Below are 17697 nucleotides of genomic sequence, written 5' to 3'. Positions count from 1 at the left end.
TGCGGGGCGCCGAACACATTCGGATTTTTTTCTTCCGATGCGTGTAACACCCCTGCCGGCACGGCGATAGAACATACGACCCTGCTGGGCTACCTGACCCCCGACCTGGTAGCCCAGCAGGGTCTTTTGCGCATTCCGCCCGTAAACCGTTCAAGTCCGGGCGTTACCCTGGAGAACCGGTATCCGGCGCGCGGTTTACGACAAGCGTGCCCCGTCTGAAGGGACATCGGTGAGCGGCAACAACGGGACGAACGAGCCCGAGGCTACACACGACGACGTTCGCCCGACCGAACCGCAATCGCAGGCGGCGTCCTCGGCCGATGCTGCGGCGCCGGTCGATGCTGTCGCAGAGCACGGAGGCGCTGCGACACAGGACCTGAGCGGAACGGCTTCGACAGGGGACAGCGAGCCCGGACCGGAAGATCGGATCCCGGAGACGAGTGCCCCCGGTGGCGAAGCCGATATCGACGGATCCGAGGCGGCAACGACGCCTGTTTTCCGTGCTGCGCCTACCGCACCGGCTGCTGAACCGTCCGAGAAATCTGAAGCGTTCGAGACTGCTGAGACTTCTGAGGCAGCTGAAGCTCCCACTGCGGTCATTCCGGTGACGAAGATGCCGTCCGAGCAGAATCCGCCTCCGTCGGACGCTCCCACCGAACAGATGTCGCAGATCAAGGTGCCGCCCGCCCAGACCGCCGCGATGCCGCCCACATCGCCCACCGGCGCTGCCCCGCCCCCGGCGGGACCCCCGCCGGTCGCGCCGCCTCCCGGGGACGGCCCGAGTGGCCCGTCGGGTCCTGACAAGCCGTGGTCGAACCTCCCGAAGCGCACGATCGCGCTCGCCCTCGGCGGTGTGGCAGCGGTCCTCGTCCTCCTCTACGCCGTGGATGTCGCTATGAGTTCGGGAGAGGTGCCCCGTGGCGTGACTGTGGCCGGTGTCGAGATCGGCGGCGAATCGCTCGACGATGCCGAAGCAACTCTTCGCGACGAACTGGGTCCGCGGCTCGACGCTCCTGTTGCGGTGACCGCCGGTGACACCAGCGGTGAGATCGTGCCGTCGGAAGCGGGCCTGGGCATCGATTGGGATGCGACGCTCGCCCGGGTGGGCGAGCAGCCGCTCAATCCGTTCGTACGTCTGGCGTCGTTCTTCGGTAACGACGAAGTCGGTGTGGCCTCCACTCGCGACGACGCTGCTCTCGCCGCGTCGATCGATCTGGTGACCGCCGCCGCAGCGCACGAGCCGCGTGAAGGCAACATCGTGTTCGAGGACGGCACCCCCGTCCCCGTGACCCCGCAGCCCGGCCAACGTCTCGACGCGGAAGCAGCGTCGGACGTGTTCGCCGAGCGGTGGCCCTTCGGTGATGTGTCGTTGCCGGTCGAGAGTGTGGAAGTCACCGTCACCCGTGAGGGCCTCGATCGTGCACTCGCCGAGATCGCGGTGCCCGCGGTCGCATCGGACCTCGTGGTCACCGGTCTCGACGGCGCGGTCGCGACGTTGCCACGTCAGGACATCGGCGCAGTGCTCTCGTTCGCACCCGACGGCGAAGGCGGACTCGATCCGCAGTACCACCCCGAGGCTGCCATCGGGATCCTCGCGCCGCAGCTCGCCGACACGGAGACGGAACCGAAGGACGCCCAGATCGTGCTCGACGGAGGTCGTCCCGCAGTCGTTCCGGGAACGAAAGGCAATCTCGTCGATTGGGAGAAGACCCTCGAATCGCTGCCGCAGCTGCTCGCAACGGAAAACGGACGATCCGTCGAAGCCCTGTACAAGTCGGCCGATCCGGAGCTCACCACGGAAGCCGCCGAGAAGCTCGGGATCAACGAGGTGATCGGTGAGTTCAGCTCCGGTGGGTTCGAATACGCGTCCGGTGTGAACATCCGGATCGCGGCCTCGGAGATCAACGGTGCGCTCGTGAAGCCGGGAGAGACCTTCTCGCTCAACGGGTACACGGGCCCGCGCGGTGCAGCGGAAGGCTATGTCGAATCCGGCATCATCGAGGCGGGCCGGCCGGGTAAAGCCGTCGGCGGCGGTATCAGCCAGCTCGCGACGACCCTGTACAACGCGTCGTACTTCGCGGGTATGGAGGACGTCGACCACACCGAGCACAGCTACTACATCTCTCGGTATCCGGCTGCGCGTGAAGCAACGGTCTACGAGGGCGCAATCGATCTGGCGTTCCGCAACCCGTCGGAGACGACCGGAGTGCTGATCCAGACGATCTGGACCGACTCCGACATCACGGTGCGCCTATGGGGCACGAAGACGGTCGACGTGCAGTCCATCACCGGCGATCGCACCAATTACACGTCGCCGAATACGATCACGCTGCCCGCGGGTGCGTCCTGCATCCCCTCCAGTGGTGCGCAGGGATTCACCGTGACGGACACGCGCATCGTCACCGACGTGAACACCGGCGCCCAGATCTCGAACAAGACGCGCACCGTTCGCTACGACCCGGTGCCCATCGTCAAGTGTGTGAGCCCAGAGCCGGAACCTGGCGACGAGCCGTCCGGTGGCGACGGTCCGTCGACGCCTGCATCCCCGCCGGGGGACGGCGACGCACCGGCTCCTGCGCCGGCCGAACCCGAGTCCGACACACCACAGACCGACACACCACAGACCGACACACCACAGACCGACACACCACAGGCAGGTGAGCCCGCAGCGGCGCGTCCGTCTGCGGGTGATTTCGTGCCGGACTTCTCGGGTTTCCCGGGCGTCGACGACCAGTAGAAGGGCTCGTCGAGAGGGGATCTCGCTGAGCGGGAACTCGCTGTGGGCGCTGTGACGGCGCTCATAGCATCCCCGCAATGACCAATGTGATCAGAGCAGATTCCGACATGAGCGAGTTGCTCGGGAATCAGCAACAGAAGAACCGGGCGCAACGGTTGAGCTCTGCCGACGAGCGTCGCGCGCGGATCCAGCGAGTGATCGACATGCTCGTAGCTCGACGCGACGAGATCGTCGACGCGATCGATGAAGACTTCGGCGGCCGTCACCCGGGTTACTCGACCGTCAACGACGTACTCGGATCGCTGACGGCCCTGAAGTACGCGCGCGACCACCTCGAACAGTGGATGCAGCCCGAGCCGCGCGAAATGTTCGCCCCCTACGATCAGCTCGGTGCAACCGCGTCGGTGCAGTACCAGCCCAAGGGCTCCGTGTTGATCATCGGGACCTGGAACGCCCCGGTGTACACGCTCATGAGCCCCCTCGCCGGAGTGCTCGCGGCGGGGAACCGGGCGGTGCTGAAGCCCTCCGAAATCGCACCGCGCACCGCGCAGGTACTGGCCGACGCAGCCGAGGAGTTCCTCGATCCCGCCGACATCGCCGTCATCACCGGTGGTGTGGAGACCGCGCAGGCGCTCACGGCTCTGCCGTTCGACCACATCGTGTTCACGGGTGGCCAGGCCGCAGGCCGTTCGGTGCTCGAGAACGCCGCACGCAACCTGGTACCGGTCACCCTGGAACTCGGCGGTAAGTCACCGGTGATCGTCGGTCGCTCCGCCGATCTCGCGACAGCGGCGTTTCGCATCGCGGTCGGTAAGGCCACCAACGGCGGCCAGATCTGTGTCAGCGCTGACACTGTGTACGTACCGGTCGAGTCTCTCGAAGCATTCGTCGACGCGATTCGTGCGTCGTACGGCGAGCTGCTGCCCACGGCTACGGGTAATCCGGACGTGACGGCTGTCGTCGACGATCGGCATGTCGCGCGCATCGACGAGTATGTCCGCGAGGCAACGGAGCTGGGTGCGCGTATCGAGACGGTTCCCGATGAACCGATCGGTACCGCCGATCGTCGCCGTCCACTGCGAGTGGTAATCGATCCACCGCTGTCGGCAGCGATCTCGCAGGAGGAGATCTTCGGTCCCGCTATGGTGCTCCGGACCTACAGCGACGTCGAGCAGGTGCTCGGGCAGATCAATGCCGGGCCGAAACCTTTGGCCTTGTACTACTTCGGGCAGGACGAGCGGGAACAGTGCGCCGTCGTCGAATCCACCACGTCCGGCGGGGTCACGATCAACGAGTTGATGATGCATCCGGGGCTGCTCGATGCGCCGTTCGGTGGTGTCGGGGCATCCGGTATGGGTCATTACAACGGCCGCGAAGGTTTCCTCGAGTTCAGCCATGCCCGAGCCGTGTTCGTGGCATCGGAGCAGGATCCTCGTCGTGAGTGGGGAATGCTTCCCCCGCACGCCGACGGGTACCGTGCGGCAATGTCTGCGCAGGTGACGGCGGAATGAGAACTCGCGGAGCGATCATCCGGCAAGCGCCCGGTACCTACGAGATCGCCGAACTCGATCTGGACGAGCCGCGGCGCGGTGAACTGATGGTCCAGATGGTCGCGGCCGGGTTATGTCATTCCGACGACCACATCTCCTCCGGCGATCATGCTGTGGGTAGCTACCCCATCTGTGGTGGGCACGAGGGTGCGGGCATCGTCGTGCAGGTCGGGCCCGAGACGTACGGCTGGAGTGAGGGCGACCATGTGGTGTTCTCCTTCCTTGCCGCGTGCGGGCGGTGCCGGTGGTGTGCGAAGGGCTTGCAGAATCTGTGCGATCGCGGTGCCGCGATCATGACCGGAACCCGGCCGGACGATCCGGCAAGCTTCCGCATGAGTCTCGACGGCGCGCCCGTCGCGCAGACGTGCGGGCTGTCCACCTTCAGTGAATACACCACTGTCAGTGTCGATTCGGTGATCAAGGTCGAGAAGGATCTACCGCTCGACAAACTGTGTCTGCTCGGGTGCGGCGTGGGCACGGGCTGGGGAGCTGCCGTCAATTCCGCTGAGGTGTATCCCGGACAGACGATCATCGTGCAGGGCATCGGCGGCATCGGTATAAACGCGGTCCAGGGCGCAGCACACGCAGGCGCTGCCAGGATCATCGCTGTGGACCCCGTGCCGTTCAAGCGCGAGAGTGCCCTGAAGTTCGGTGCCACGCACGCTGTCTCGGACATGGCGGAGGCAACCGAGATCGCACGGTCGTTCACGAACGGGCAGGGCGCCGACGCGGCGATTGTCACGGTGGGCGTCACGACAGGGGACCACATCGCGGAGGCGTTCTCGTCGATTCGCAAGGCAGGCACCTGTGTGGTCACCGGGCTGGGTTCGATGGCCGACGTCGGAATCCCCATCAGCCCCATGGAATTGGTGCTGTATCAGAAGCGGCTGCAAGGTTCGTTGTTCGGCGCATCTGCGCCGACGGCCGATATCCCGTGGTTGATCGACCTGTACACCTCGGGCGTATTGAAGCTCGACGAGCTGATCACGTCCACATACAAGTTCGACGACATCGCTCAGGGCTTCACCGATATGCACGAGGGACGGAACCTGCGCGGGGTCGTCCTGTTCTGACCGCGCTACGACGACAGTGGCTCCCGCCGATTTCGGCGGGAGCCACTGTCGTGTTCTGCCCTGTCGTGTTGTTCTACGCGATCATCAGAACGCGGCTTCGTCGAGCTCCATGATGTCGAGGTCGACGTCGGTGATGATGCCTCGCGACGTGGTCAGGGTGGGCAGCACGTTCTTTGCGAAGAAGGATGCTGCTGCGACCTTGCCTTCGTAGAACGCCTTGTCCTTCGCGTCCGGTCCCGCGTCGAGAGCGGTGAGCGCGACCTCGGCGTGCTCGAGGAGCAGCCAGCCGATGAGCAGGTCGCCGAACGACTCGAGGAAGCGGACGGAGCCGAGACCGACCTTGTACAGCTCGGTGGGCTGTTCCTGCGCGCCCATGAGGAACTGGGTGAGGGTCGCGACCATCGACTGCGCATCTTCGAGTGCCGTGGCCAGGAGCGCGCGCTCCGGCTTGAGGCGCTGGTCGGCGGTGTCGGAATCGAGGAACTTCTTGACCTGCCCTGCGACGTGAGCGAGGGCGACGCCGCGGTCGCGGGCGATCTTGCGGAAGAAGAAGTCCTGCGCCTGGATTGCGGTGGTGCCCTCGTACAGGGAGTCGATCTTCGCGTCGCGGATGTACTGCTCGATCGGGTAGTCCTGCAGGAAGCCCGAGCCGCCGAAGGTCTGGAGCGAATCGGTGAGGTACTGGTAGGCCCGCTCGGAGCCGCAGCCCTTGACGACCGGCAGGAGCAGGTCGTTGATGCGGTGTGCGAGCGCGGCGTCGGCGCCCGAGACCTGCTCGGCGACGACGTCGTCCTGATGAGCGGCGGTGTAGAGGTACACGGCGCGCAGGCCTTCGGAGTAGGCCTTCTGCATGGCGAGCGACCGGCGGACGTCCGGGTGGTGCATGATCGACACGCGCGGCGCGGCCTTGTCGGACATCTGGGTCAGGTCGGCGCCCTGGATGCGTTCTTTGGCGTAGTCGAGTGCGTTGAGGTAGCCGGTCGACAGCGTCGCGATGGCCTTGGTGCCCACCATCATGCGGGCGTGCTCGATGACGTCGAACATCTGCGCGATGCCGTTGTGGACCTCGCCCACGAGCCAGCCCTGGGCCGGAACGCCGTGACCACCGAAGGTGACCTCGCAGGTCGCGGAGGCCTTGATGCCCATTTTGTGTTCGACGTTGGTGACGAACACACCGTTGCGCTCGCCCATCTCGTTCTTCTCGAAGTCGAAGTGGGTCTTCGGGACGAAGAACAGCGACAGGCCCTTGGTGCCCGGCCCTGCGCCTTCGGGGCGTGCGAGCACGAGATGGAAGATGTTCTCGAACAGATCGTCGGAGTCGGCGGAGGTGATGAACCGCTTGACGCCCTCGATGTGCCAGGAGCCGTCGTCCTGCTTGATGGCCTTGGTGCGGCCAGCGCCGACGTCGGAGCCGGCGTCGGGTTCGGTGAGGACCATGGTGGCGCCCCAGCCGCGCTCGACGCAGGTGGTGGCCCACTTCTTCTGCTCGTCCGTGCCGTTGTCGAAGAGTACGCCGGCGAATGCCGGGCCTGCCGCGTACATGAAGGCGGCGGGCTGCGCTCCGAGCATCATTTCGTTGACCGCCCACAGGAGGCTGCGCGGCGACTCGGTGCCGCCGATTTCCTCGGGGATGCCCATGGACCAGTATCCGGCGTCCCACCAGGCGCGGAAGGCCTTCTTGAACGGCTCGGGGAGGGTTACCGAGTGGGTGTCGGGATCGAAGGTCGGGGGGTTGCGGTCGGCGTCGGCGAAGCCTTCGGCGGCCGGACCCTCGGCGAGGGCTTTGACCTCGGAGAGGATGCCGCGTGCGGTCTCTTCGTCGAGGTCGCCGAACTTGCCGGCTTCGAGGACCTTCTGAATCTTCAGGAACTCGAAGAGGTTGAACTCGAGGTCGCGGAGGTTGCTCTTGTAATGGCCCATGTCTGTGCTCTGTCTCCCCAGTGCGGTCCGGTGTCTGCCTAGTACCGCCCAAGTTTATTACTCGTCGGTAACATCTCTATGTTACTCGCCAGGCAACTAACTGCCAAGGCCGATTTTACGGGCAACCACGAGTGCGTCGATGGCGGTTCCGGAAACTGTTTCTCGGAATCTCCGTTCCGCTACCTGGATTTCCAGCCTTCCGTCGATTTCGTCGACGATATCGGCTGGGGTGTAAAGGATTTCACTGTCCTGAGGTCCGCCGACTCCCTCGTCGATATTCGTCCTGTCGTGTCCCAGAAATATGAGGATTCCGTCAGGTTCGAGCGAATTGATCGCATTGTCGAGCAGTGCTGCGCGCTCCGCCGGAGGGAAGTGCAGGAATACGGCGAGGATCAGGTCATAGTGGCCCTCGAATGAGCCCTGCGTCACATCCGAATGCGTGTACTGCAAGCGATCACGTGACCGTTTCGGCGCCTGCGCCGCGACCTGCCGGGCCTTGTTGAGGGCCACCTCGGAGAAATCCGTACCCAGTACTTCCCAGCCGCGCGTCGCGAGCCAGAGGGAGTGCCTGCCCTCGCCGCACCCCAGGTCGAGTGCGCGACCATGCGGAAGGGCGGTGGCGAACTCGACCACGACGGGGTTCGGCGGTGCCCCCCACACCAGTTCGGCAGCCTGATACTTCTCATCCCACTCATGTGCATCCATGAGGGGAAAGGTAGTCGTCCGCGACCTCGGCCCGCCTGCACTGGAACGAGTTCCAATAGGGGTGTCGCGGACGGTTTTCTCGACCCGCGATACCGTGTTCCGACGGCGATGCTAGGACAGCAGCGCCATGACGATGTAGAGGAGTTTTCCGGATGGGTGCACAGATCGCCGCTCCAGCGCCGTTGCGGAACAGTGTGCTGCTCGGGCTGGGTGTCCACCGCCCGGAGCGTGTCGTCACGAACGAAGAGATCTGCCGGCTGATCGATTCGAGCGACGAATGGATCCAGTCGCGCTCCGGCATCAAGGAGCGTCGATTCGCGAAGGCGCACCCCGAGGAAACGATCGTCGAGATGTCGGTCTCCGCCGCTGGGAAAGCTCTCGAGGCCGCGAAGCTGACCGGCGCGCAGATCGACACCGTGATCGTCGCGTGCTCCACCTACGGTTTCCAGACTCCGCAGGCCGCTGCGCTCGTCGCCGACAAGATCGGCACGAACGGCGCCGCCGCGCTCGATATCCAGGCAGGCTGTGCAGGCTTCTGCTACGCGCTGGGTGTCGCATCCGACCTCGTCCGCGCCGGATCGGCGACGAACGTGCTCGTCGTCGGCGTCGAGCGGATGAGCGACGCCACCAACCCCACCGACCGCTCCGTGCGATTCATCTTCGGTGACGGTGCGGGCGCCGTGGTCGTCGGCGCATCCGACGAAGTGGGCATCGGCCCCACAGTGTGGGGGTCCGACGGCTCCCAGGGCAACGCGATCCGGCAGGAACCCGACTGGGTCGACTTCGCGCAGAACCCCACCCAACCGCGTCCGTGGATCATCATGGAGGGCACCGCGGTGTTCCGCTGGGCAGCCTTCGAGATGAGCAAGTACGTGCGTCAGGTCGCCGACAAGGCCGGTATCGCACTCGAAGATCTCGACGCCTTCGTGCCGCACCAGGCGAACCTGCGGATCAACGACGTCATCGTCCGTCAGCTCGAACTGCCCGACAGTGTGGCGGTCGCCGACGACATCATCGAGACCGGCAACACTTCGGCGGCGTCCATCCCGCTCGCCATGGAGAAGATGCTGCGTACCGGGCAGGTGGAGCCGGGTGCCACTGCGCTGCTGCTCGCCTTCGGCGCCGGCCTGTCCTTCGCGGGCCAGGTAGTCAAGATGCCGCCGCTGGCCCAGTAGTTCATGGCCGGTGAGAAGAAGCCATCGATCCCTCGATGGCTCTGGTTGCTGTGTTTCGTCGCGGTCTCCGTGGCCGTGGTTCTTCTCGAACCGTACGACTCCGACTCGTCGGGAGCTGTCACCTCCCCGGGTGGCCCCGGGCCATCCTCGACCTACAGTGGTTCCGCCGCGCTGCAGGCACTCGCCGCGCTTCCGGTGCGTGATGCCGCCTCGCAGTCCGGCTACGAACGGGAAGAGTTCGGCTCCGCGTGGACCGACAGCGTCACCGTCGAGTTCGGCAAGAACGGCTGCGACACGCGCAACGACATCCTCAAACGCGACCTCGTGCACATCTCCCTCGAGCCTGCCACCAAGGACTGCACCGTGCGCACGGGCACGCTTCACGACCCGTACACCGGTAACGAGATCTTCTTCCGGCGTGGCACGGCCACGTCGTCGCAGGTCCAGATCGACCACGTCGTCGCCCTGTCCAACGCGTGGAAGACCGGCGCGCAGCAACTCGACGAGCAGCAGCGCAGGAATCTGGCGAACGATCCTCGCAACCTGATCGCCGTCGACGGGCCCACCAACCAGTCGAAGGGCGACTCCGACGCCGCGCAGTGGCTTCCGCCCAACGCCGCGTACCACTGCGACTACGTGGCGCAGCAGGTCGAGGTCAAAACCGTCTACCAGTTGTGGGTGACGCCCGCCGAGCGCGAGGCGATGTCCCGGGTCCTCGCTTCCTGCTGATCCGGCGCCCGGGTGCACGGGAGCACAGACGGCCTTCACCCACCCGCACAGCACTTGAATATCATCGTTGTGTCGCACGTAACCTGAGACGCGACGCGATTCCGGTGGCCACACCCGGTGCTGTTCGGAATCGGACCGATACGACGTGGGAGAACCGCCATGAGCGCCGATAAACCGAAGATCATCTACACGTTGACAGACGAGGCGCCGCTACTCGCGACGCACGCCTTCCTGCCCATCGTGCGCACCTTCGCCGGTGCCGCGGGCATCGAGGTCGAGTCGAGCGACATTTCGGTGTCGGCGCGGATCCTGGCCGCGTTCCCCGACCGCCTCACCGAGGAGCAGCGCGTTCCGGACACCCTTGCAGAGCTGGGACGTCTGACGCAGCTGCCGGAAACCAACATCATCAAACTGCCCAACATCAGCGCCTCCGTGCCGCAGCTCCTCGCAGCGATCAAGGAATTGCAGGGCAAGGGCTACGCGATCCCGGATTTCCCGGACGACCCCAAGACCGACGAAGAGCGCGACATCCGGGAGCGCTACGGCAAGATCCTCGGCAGCGCCGTCAACCCGGTCCTGCGTGAAGGTAACTCCGACCGGCGTGCACCCCGCGCAGTGAAGGAATACGCCCGCAAGCACCCGCACAGCATGGGTGAGTGGTCGATGGCGTCGCGCAGCCACGTCGCGCACATGCAGCACGGCGACTTCTACCACGGTGAGAAGTCGATGACGCTCGACAAGGCACGCAAGGTCCGCATGGAGCTGGTGACCAAGGGCGGCGAGACCATCGTTCTCAAGCCCGAGGTGAGCCTCGGCGAGGGCGACATCATGGACAGCATGTTCATGAGCAAGAAGGCTCTGCTCGAGTTCTACGAGGCGCAGATGGAGGATGCACGCAAGACCGGCGTGATGTTCTCCCTGCACGTCAAGGCGACGATGATGAAGGTCTCGCACCCCATCGTTTTCGGTCACGCAGTGAAGGTCTTCTACAAGGACGCCTTCGCCAAGCATCAGGCGCTGTTCGACGAACTGGGCGTCAACGTCAACAACGGCCTCGTCGACCTCTACGACAAGATCGAGACGCTGCCGAGCACACAGCGTGAAGAGATCATCAAGGACCTGCACGAGTGCCACGAGCACCGTCCCGAGCTGGCGATGGTCGACTCGGCCAACGGCATCTCGAACTTCCATTCGCCCAGCGACGTCATCGTCGATGCTTCGATGCCCGCGATGATCCGCATGGGCGGCAAGATGTACGGCGCCGACGGTCGGCCCAAGGACGCCAAGGCAGTGATGCCGGAGTCCACCTTCGCACGCATCTACCAGGAGATCATCAACTTCTGCAAGACCAACGGTGCGTTCGACCCCACCACCATGGGCACCGTCCCCAACGTCGGGCTCATGGCGCAGAAGGCCGAGGAGTACGGCTCGCACGACAAGACCTTCGAGATCCCGGAGGACGGCGAGGCCAACTTCGTGGACGCCGACACCGGCGAGGTGCTGCTCACCCAGCACGTCGAGGCAGGCGACATCTGGCGCATGTGCACCGTCAAGGACGCGCCGATCCGCGACTGGGTCAAGCTCGCGGTCACTCGTGCACGCAACTCCGGCATGCCGGTGCTGTTCTGGCTCGACCCGTACCGTCCGCACGAGAACGAGCTGATCAAGAAGGTCGAGCTGTACCTGAAGGATCACGACACCGAGGGTCTCGACATCCAGATCATGTCGCAGGTGCGCTCGATGCGGTACACGCTGGAACGGGTGATCCGCGGACTGGACACCATCGCCGCGACCGGCAATATCCTGCGCGACTACCTGACCGATCTGTTCCCGATCCTGGAACTCGGCACCAGCGCGAAGATGCTGTCCGTCGTCCCGCTGATGGCAGGCGGCGGCATGTACGAGACGGGCGCGGGCGGTTCGGCTCCCAAGCACGTCAAGCAGCTCGTCGAGGAGAATCACCTGCGTTGGGATTCGCTCGGTGAGTTCCTGGCGTTGGCTGTCAGCCTCGAAGACCTCGGCATCAAGAACAACAACGAGCACGCCAAGATCCTGGCGGACGCTCTGGACGCCGCGACCGGCAAGCTGCTGGACGAGAACAAGAACCCGTCCCGCAAGACCGGCGAGCTCGACAACCGGGGTAGCCAGTACTACCTCGCGCTGTACTGGGCCCAGGAACTCGCTGCGCAGACCGAGGACAAGGAGCTCGCGGAGCGCTTCGCCCCGCTCGCCCGGACCTTGGCCGAGAACGAGGAGACCATCGTCCGCGAGCTCATCGAGGTACAGGGCTCCCCTGTCGACATCGGTGGTTACTACCAGCTCGACCGTGAGAAGGCCGACGCGGTGATGCGGCCGAGCAAGACCCTCAACGACGCGCTGGGGTCCCTGCAGGTCTGATTTCCTACAGAACGATCTGTGACACCCATTGCGGACCTTTCGCAGGCCGCGATGGGTGTCTTTCGTTCAGTCGAGAAGCGCGTCGACGATCTCGTCCTCCGACAGCAGCACATGTGTCGCCGCCGGACCCAGCGGCACGAAACTGTCGCGGCTCGTGACGCGGGCGATCCGTCCGGGGTAGGACGCGTCGACGAGCGCGGCGATCACCGATTCCGAGACCGACCCACTGCGACGCGTCTCGTCGACGACCAGGACTCGCGGGAACCGCATCGCGTGCTCGGTGAGCGCGGTCAGCGGCAGCGGCGCGAGCCACTGCAGGTCGAGTACCCTCACACAGATACGCGGCGCGCGGCGTGCGGCACGCAGGCTCATCCGCACACCGTTGCCGAACGTCACCACCAGGACGTCCTGGCCGTCACCGTAGGTGCGCACCGTGCCCGGCGCGATCGGCGCGGGGTCGGGGAACTGCTGCCACTGTCCGTCGCCGTCGTCGTACAAATCGCGCTGATGGTATAGCGCGATCGGTTCGACGAACACGCATACGCGACCTTCGGTGCGGGCCAGGGTCGAACACGCGCGTAGCAGGCCACCGGCCGTTGCCGGATCGGAGGGCACGGCGAGAACCACGCCCGGAATGTCGCGTAGTGCCGCAACGGAATTGTCGTTGTGGAAGTGGCCGCCGAATCCGCGCTGATACGGCAGACCGGCGATGCGCACCACCATCGGGTTTTCGAAACAGCTGTCGGAGAAGAACTTCAGGGTCGCTCCCTCGCCGCGCAACTGATCCTCTGCATTGTGCAGATAGGCGAGATATTGGATCTCGGGGATGGGCAGCATCCCGCCCACCGCGAACCCGAGGGCGGTGCCGAGGATGGTCTGTTCGTCGAGCAACGTATCGAACACCCGGAGCGCACCGAAGTGCTCCTGCATACCGCGTGTCACCCCGTACACGCCGCCCTTGGCGCCCACGTCCTCCCCGAACACGCATGCCTCCGGAAACTCCTCGAGGATATGCCCGAGGGTGCGGTTGATTGCCTGCGCGAGCGTAAGCGGCTCCGGTGGGCGCGGATGCGGGTCGTCGACGGCATGCCCCCTGGCGTGAGTATGCAGCGGACGCATCACCTGGGCTGCGGATTCGAGCCGCGGGGGATGATGCAGCGTGTCGGCAACCTCGGCCACTTCAGCGCGCACCGATTCGTAGCGTGCGACGAGTTCGGCGGGGGTGCGGAGATCCCGTGCGACGAGTTCGGCGGCCGTGGCGAGCAGCGGGTCGAGTGCGTAGTCGGCGGTGATCTCGTCGCGACTACGGTAGGCGCTCTCGACATCCGATCCGGCATGGCCGAGAAACCGCACTGTCTTCAGGTGGAGGATTGCGGGGGAGCGTGTCGCGCGGACCTGCTCGACGAGTTCGCCGGCGGTGACGAGTGTGGAGACCGTGTCGGCGCCGTCGACCGCGCGGTACTCGACGCCCGGATACCGCGAGAGCGTCTGCTCGATCCATCCGTCGGGGCTGCGCACGCTGATTCCGAGGCCGTTGTCCTCACACACCAGCAACAGCGGCACCGGCAGGCCGCGATATGTGCAGTACGCGGCGGCGTTGACTGCCCCCGTCGCCGTCGAATGGTTTGCCGAGGCGTCGCCGAAACTGCACACCACCACCGAGTCCGTCGGCCAGGGGCAGTCGAGGCCGAGTTTCTGCATGCGTCCCAGTGCCAGTGCGAGGCCGAGGGAACGCGGCAGATGCGATGCGATCGTCGAGGTCTGCGGCAGGATGCTCAGCGAGGGATTGCCGAACACTTTGTGCCGTCCCGCGGAGATCGGATCGAGAGTGGATGCGGCGCACCCCGCGAGCACGTCGCGGATCGGCGTCGTGCCGTCTTTACGCGACGCGCGCGCAGCATAGAAGCCACCCGAACGGTAGTGCAGCAGAGCGGGATCGGTGAGTCGGGTGAGCAGGCCGAGCGCGGCATTCGATTCGTGCCCCGCGGAACCTATCGTGTAGAAGCCCGCACCGCGCCGCTGCATCTCGCGAGCCGCGAAGTCGAGGTGCCGCGACTGCAGTTGCGCGTCGAAACAGTCGAGCACCAGCGCGTCGTCGACCCTGCGGTCGGGAGTCCTCGTCGGGAGGGCCTGGAGCGCCGTGAGGAAATGGTCGTCGAGCGGCTCTGCCGTCATGCCTCAATTTGTACGCCGGCCTCAGCGCACCCGGAGGTCGATCGGCTGACCGTCGTTCGGAAAGGGCAACGACGTGAAGTTCATCGGCGCGACGTAATCGGCGGGAACATGCCATCGGTAGCGCAACAACAGGTGATGCAGCACCGTTTTGATTTCGGCTCCGGAGAAGTGCATGCCGAGACAGCGGTGGGCGCCCCCACCGAACGGCGACCACGCGTACTTGTGTACGCGATCCTCGCGGCGCTCCGGGGAGAACCGTCCCGGGTCGAAGTGTTCGGGATCGGGCCACAGGTCGGGCATGTGGTGGCTGTAGTGCAGGCCGACGTTCATCAGGGTGCCCTTCGGAATGAAATGCCCGAGGATCTCGGTGTCGGCGACCGCGCGGCGCACGATGCCGGGCACGGGGGTGACGAGACGCTGACATTCCTTGATGACGAGATCGAGCGTGGTGAGCTGGTCGAGTTGCTCGAACGTCGGTGCCGACGTGCCGAGGGCTTCCGACTCGTTGCGGCACGCCTGCTGCCAGTGCGGGAACTGCCCGAGATATTGCAGCGCGGTCGACAATGTGATCGTCGAGGTGTCGTGCGCCGCCATCATCAGGAAGATCATGTGGTTCACGACATCGTCGTCCGAGAACCGTTCTCCGTCTTCGGATTCGACATGGCACAGCACCGAGAACAGATCGTCGCCCTCATATGTGCGCCGCGCGGGCAGGTAGCGTCGGAAGAATTCTTCGAGTCGCGCGCGGCCCTGGACCCCGCGCCGCCACCTGCTGCCGGGCAGCGGATAACGCACGATGGCCGTCGATGCCTGGACGCACCCGATGAATGCCTTGTTGACCTCGTCCATCTCGCGGGCCGACGAGCCTTCGGCGCCGCCCATGAAGATCGACGTGGCGAGGCCGAGGGTGAGTTCCTTGATGGCGGGGTAGGCGCGGAAGTCTTCTCGGGGCGTCCAGTTGTCGAGGGTCTTCTCGATCGCCGGGTGCATCGCCTCGGTGTACCTGGCGATGCGGTCGCGAGTGAAGGCCTGCGACATGATTCGCCGGTGCGCGGTGTGTTCGTCGCCGTCGAGCAGCATCAGCCCCCGGTCGAAGAACGGGCCGATGAGCACGCGCCATCCGGCACCGTTGACGAGCGCGCGGTCGCGGTTCTGGAGAGCGGCGCCGCACGCGTCGGGTCCGAGGAGTACGACCCACGGGTTGCCTGCGAAGTGGAACCACGACACGGGCCCATGCTCGCGGTAGCGCTTGTCGTACGCCTCGAGCGGGTTGCGCATGTAGTCGAGGGCGTACCCGATGTAGGGCAGTCCTTTGTCGCCGGGGACGGGCGTGAGCCCGGGAGGTGCGGGGGCAAGCGTCTTCGTCACGGTCGACTCCACGGTTCGCATCTGACATAGCGTGTTGTCAGATAACTGTAACTCGAATCACATCTATCTGAGGGCATTTGCTTGCCATCGGAGATGCAGCACGATCGACAGGCGCGCCCCGGTCGCATCCGTGATGCAGGGCACATGACATGCTGACCGGCATGGTCGACGTCGCACGTCCGAAGCTGGAAGGCACAGTCGCGGTTGGGGGAGGGCGCAGGCTCGGATTCGCCGAATTCGGGTCCCCGCAGGGCCGCGCGGTGTTCTGGCTACACGGCACCCCGGGTGCACGCAGGCAGATCCCGATCGAGGCCAGGGCATACGCCGAACGGGAGAACGTGCGGCTGATCGGGTTGGATCGTCCCGGAATCGGCTCGTCGACACCCCACACCTACGACCGCGTGCTCTCGTTCGCCGACGACCTCCGGATCGTCGCCGACACCCTCGGTGTCGACCGCATGGGCATTGTCGGTCTCTCCGGCGGCGGCCCCTACACACTCGCGTCGGCCTACGCGATGCCCGAACGTGTCGTCGGGGTCGCGGTGCTCGGCGGGGTCGCGCCGGTCGTCGGTCCAGACGCGATGTCGGGTGGTCTGATGCAACTCGGCTCCCTCCTCGCGCCGCTGCTTGCGAGGGGCGGGGTGCCCATCGGCGCGGCGACGAGCGCCGCGATCCGCGTCGTCAGGCCGTTCGCGTCGCCGATCATCGACCTGTACGGGCGGCTGTCGCCGGAAGCCGATCGACGGTTACTGGCACGCCCCGAGTTCAAGGCGATGTTCCTCGACGACCTGCTCAACGGCAGTCGGAAGCAGATGGCGGCACCCTTCGCCGACATCGTCGCGTTCACCCGTGACTGGGGCTTCCGGGTGCCCGACGTGAAGGCTCCGGTGCGGTGGTGGCACGGCGACACCGACCACATAATCCCCTTCGAGCACGGTCTGCACATGGTGGATCTGCTGCCCGATGCCGAGTTCCATCATCTGCCCGGCGAGAGTCATCTCGGTGGGCTCGGTGCGTCGGAGGAGATCCTCACGACCGTGCTGAAACTGTGGGATGCCGCCGAGCACTGATCCGCTGCGTCGCCCGGCCTACCGCGATCGGTCGAGCAGAGCGAGCACCGTCCTCAGTTCGGTGGCATCGACCTGTCCGGGCGCCGATGGGGTGCCCACCATCCCGAACGTCGCGGCAGACCCGAACACCTGGCCCGCCAGCCGTGAGATCACGCCGAGCCCACCCATCGACATGGTGATGATCGGGCGGGTCGCATGCTCCTCGTGCATGAGGCGGGTGGCATCGAGCAGCGTCAGAACGTCCGCGGTGGATTTCGGCATCACCGCCATCTTGCAGATGTCGGCGCCCAGATCCTGCATGGCACACAGCCGCGCGACGATGTCGTCGCGCCCGGGGGTGCCGTCGAAGTCGTGGTTCGACGCGACCACCGCGACACCGTGCGCGTGGGAGGCCTCGATGACCCGTCGCACGGCGGCAGGGTCGCGGCGATACTCGACGTCGACGAGATCGACCGCCCCCGACGCCGCGAGCGCGACGTTCAGTGCCGAGTAATCGTCGTCGCTGATCGCGGCCTCACCACCTTCGTGTGCGGTGCGGAACGTCGCCAGAAGCGGCACGCCGTCGAGTTGTTCGGCGAGGGCACGTGCCTGCGTGACGACGGCATCCGGGTCTTCGAAAGCGGTGAAGAAGTCGACACGCCACTCGACGAGGTCGGTGCGGCCGGTGAGGGCCTCGACCTGGCCGCGGAGCGCATCGGGGGCGGATCCGGTGATCGGCACGAACACCTTGGGGGTGCCTTCGCCGATCGTCACACCTTTGACACGGACCGGTGTGATCGCTTCACCCATCATCGACTC

The 17697-nt window shown here is 65.5% G+C and carries 12 protein-coding genes; 7 read left to right on the top strand and 5 right to left on the bottom strand.

Features of this window, described 5'->3' with window-relative positions:
- Positions 1 to 229 precede the first annotated feature (229 nt).
- From ACSYG9_RS05835 to ACSYG9_RS05825, 3 genes are all read left to right on the top strand, one after another.
- Positions 230 to 2737, top strand: coding sequence for a VanW family protein (locus ACSYG9_RS05835; protein WP_454841558.1), 2508 nt, complete (start codon positions 230 to 232; stop codon positions 2735 to 2737).
- Positions 2738 to 2814: 77 nt separating this feature from the next.
- Positions 2815 to 4248: an aldehyde dehydrogenase family protein gene (locus tag ACSYG9_RS05830; RefSeq protein ID WP_440126246.1), complete on the top strand. Its 1434-nt coding sequence runs from the start codon at positions 2815 to 2817 to the stop codon at positions 4246 to 4248.
- Positions 4245 to 5360 (top strand): NDMA-dependent alcohol dehydrogenase, encoded by a 1116-nt coding sequence (locus ACSYG9_RS05825; RefSeq protein WP_440126245.1) that lies wholly within the window; start codon positions 4245 to 4247, stop codon positions 5358 to 5360. The genes ACSYG9_RS05830 and ACSYG9_RS05825 overlap by 4 nt, the downstream gene beginning before the upstream one ends.
- 84 nt (positions 5361 to 5444) lie before the next feature.
- Here ACSYG9_RS05825 and ACSYG9_RS05820 read toward each other — a convergent pair whose 3' ends face one another.
- Both ACSYG9_RS05820 and ACSYG9_RS05815 read right to left on the bottom strand, forming a co-directional pair.
- On the bottom strand, positions 5445 to 7280 hold the full coding sequence (locus tag ACSYG9_RS05820) for an acyl-CoA dehydrogenase C-terminal domain-containing protein (RefSeq protein WP_440126244.1): 1836 nt from the start codon (positions 7278 to 7280) through the stop codon (positions 5445 to 5447).
- 96 nt (positions 7281 to 7376) lie between these two features.
- Positions 7377 to 7985, bottom strand: coding sequence for a class I SAM-dependent methyltransferase (locus ACSYG9_RS05815; protein WP_454841556.1), 609 nt, complete (start codon positions 7983 to 7985; stop codon positions 7377 to 7379).
- Between the two features lie 152 nt (positions 7986 to 8137).
- On the opposite strand from ACSYG9_RS05815, the gene ACSYG9_RS05810 reads away from it, so the two are divergent.
- From ACSYG9_RS05810 to ACSYG9_RS05800, 3 genes are all read left to right on the top strand, one after another.
- Complete coding sequence (locus tag ACSYG9_RS05810; RefSeq protein WP_440126242.1) at positions 8138 to 9160, top strand: beta-ketoacyl-ACP synthase III; 1023 nt, start codon at positions 8138 to 8140, stop codon at positions 9158 to 9160.
- A gap of 3 nt (positions 9161 to 9163) precedes the next feature.
- Positions 9164 to 9889 carry an HNH endonuclease family protein gene (locus ACSYG9_RS05805; protein WP_440126241.1) on the top strand — a complete coding sequence of 242 codons (726 nt, stop codon included), beginning with the start codon at positions 9164 to 9166 and terminating at the stop codon, positions 9887 to 9889.
- Positions 9890 to 10048: 159 nt separating this feature from the next.
- Entirely contained in the window at positions 10049 to 12286 is a 2238-nt protein-coding gene (locus ACSYG9_RS05800; RefSeq protein ID WP_440126240.1) for an NADP-dependent isocitrate dehydrogenase, read from the top strand.
- 66 nt (positions 12287 to 12352) lie between these two features.
- Here ACSYG9_RS05800 and ACSYG9_RS05795 read toward each other — a convergent pair whose 3' ends face one another.
- Both ACSYG9_RS05795 and ACSYG9_RS05790 read right to left on the bottom strand, forming a co-directional pair.
- Complete coding sequence (locus ACSYG9_RS05795; RefSeq protein WP_454841554.1) at positions 12353 to 14461, bottom strand: thiamine pyrophosphate-dependent enzyme; 2109 nt, start codon at positions 14459 to 14461, stop codon at positions 12353 to 12355.
- Between the two features lie 21 nt (positions 14462 to 14482).
- On the bottom strand, positions 14483 to 15829 hold the full coding sequence (locus tag ACSYG9_RS05790; RefSeq protein WP_440126238.1) for a cytochrome P450: 1347 nt from the start codon (positions 15827 to 15829) through the stop codon (positions 14483 to 14485).
- A gap of 161 nt (positions 15830 to 15990) precedes the next feature.
- Between ACSYG9_RS05790 and ACSYG9_RS05785 the strand changes: the two genes are divergently transcribed.
- Entirely contained in the window at positions 15991 to 16899 is a 909-nt protein-coding gene (locus ACSYG9_RS05785) for an alpha/beta fold hydrolase (protein WP_240958968.1), read from the top strand.
- Between the two features lie 18 nt (positions 16900 to 16917).
- Here ACSYG9_RS05785 and aroD read toward each other — a convergent pair whose 3' ends face one another.
- Positions 16918 to 17691 (bottom strand): type I 3-dehydroquinate dehydratase, encoded by a 774-nt coding sequence (aroD, locus tag ACSYG9_RS05780; protein ID WP_454841553.1) that lies wholly within the window; start codon positions 17689 to 17691, stop codon positions 16918 to 16920.
- Between the last annotated feature and the right edge of the window lie 6 nt (positions 17692 to 17697).

Source organism: Rhodococcus sp. SJ-2, assembly GCF_053750035.1.
The sequence above is the reverse complement of the archived record's forward strand: the minus strand, read 5'-3'. Positions and strand labels throughout refer to the sequence as shown.

Bases quoted from the DNA above. Each gene is read 5' to 3' on its own strand.
- ACSYG9_RS05805 (WP_440126241.1), top strand. From the start codon at position 9,164: ATGGCCGGTGAGAAGAAGCCATCGATCCCTCGATGGCTCTGGTTGCTG.
- ACSYG9_RS05795 (WP_454841554.1), bottom strand. From the start codon at position 14,461: ATGACGGCAGAGCCGCTCGACGACCATTTCCTCACGGCGCTCCAGGCC.
- ACSYG9_RS05820 (WP_440126244.1), bottom strand. From the start codon at position 7,280: ATGGGCCATTACAAGAGCAACCTCCGCGACCTCGAGTTCAACCTCTTC.
- aroD (WP_454841553.1), bottom strand. From the start codon at position 17,691: ATGATGGGTGAAGCGATCACACCGGTCCGTGTCAAAGGTGTGACGATC.
- ACSYG9_RS05830 (WP_440126246.1), top strand. From the start codon at position 2,815: ATGACCAATGTGATCAGAGCAGATTCCGACATGAGCGAGTTGCTCGGG.
- ACSYG9_RS05800 (WP_440126240.1), top strand. From the start codon at position 10,049: ATGAGCGCCGATAAACCGAAGATCATCTACACGTTGACAGACGAGGCG.
- ACSYG9_RS05785 (WP_240958968.1), top strand. From the start codon at position 15,991: ATGGTCGACGTCGCACGTCCGAAGCTGGAAGGCACAGTCGCGGTTGGG.
- ACSYG9_RS05810 (WP_440126242.1), top strand. From the start codon at position 8,138: ATGGGTGCACAGATCGCCGCTCCAGCGCCGTTGCGGAACAGTGTGCTG.
- ACSYG9_RS05815 (WP_454841556.1), bottom strand. From the start codon at position 7,985: ATGGATGCACATGAGTGGGATGAGAAGTATCAGGCTGCCGAACTGGTG.
- ACSYG9_RS05825 (WP_440126245.1), top strand. From the start codon at position 4,245: ATGAGAACTCGCGGAGCGATCATCCGGCAAGCGCCCGGTACCTACGAG.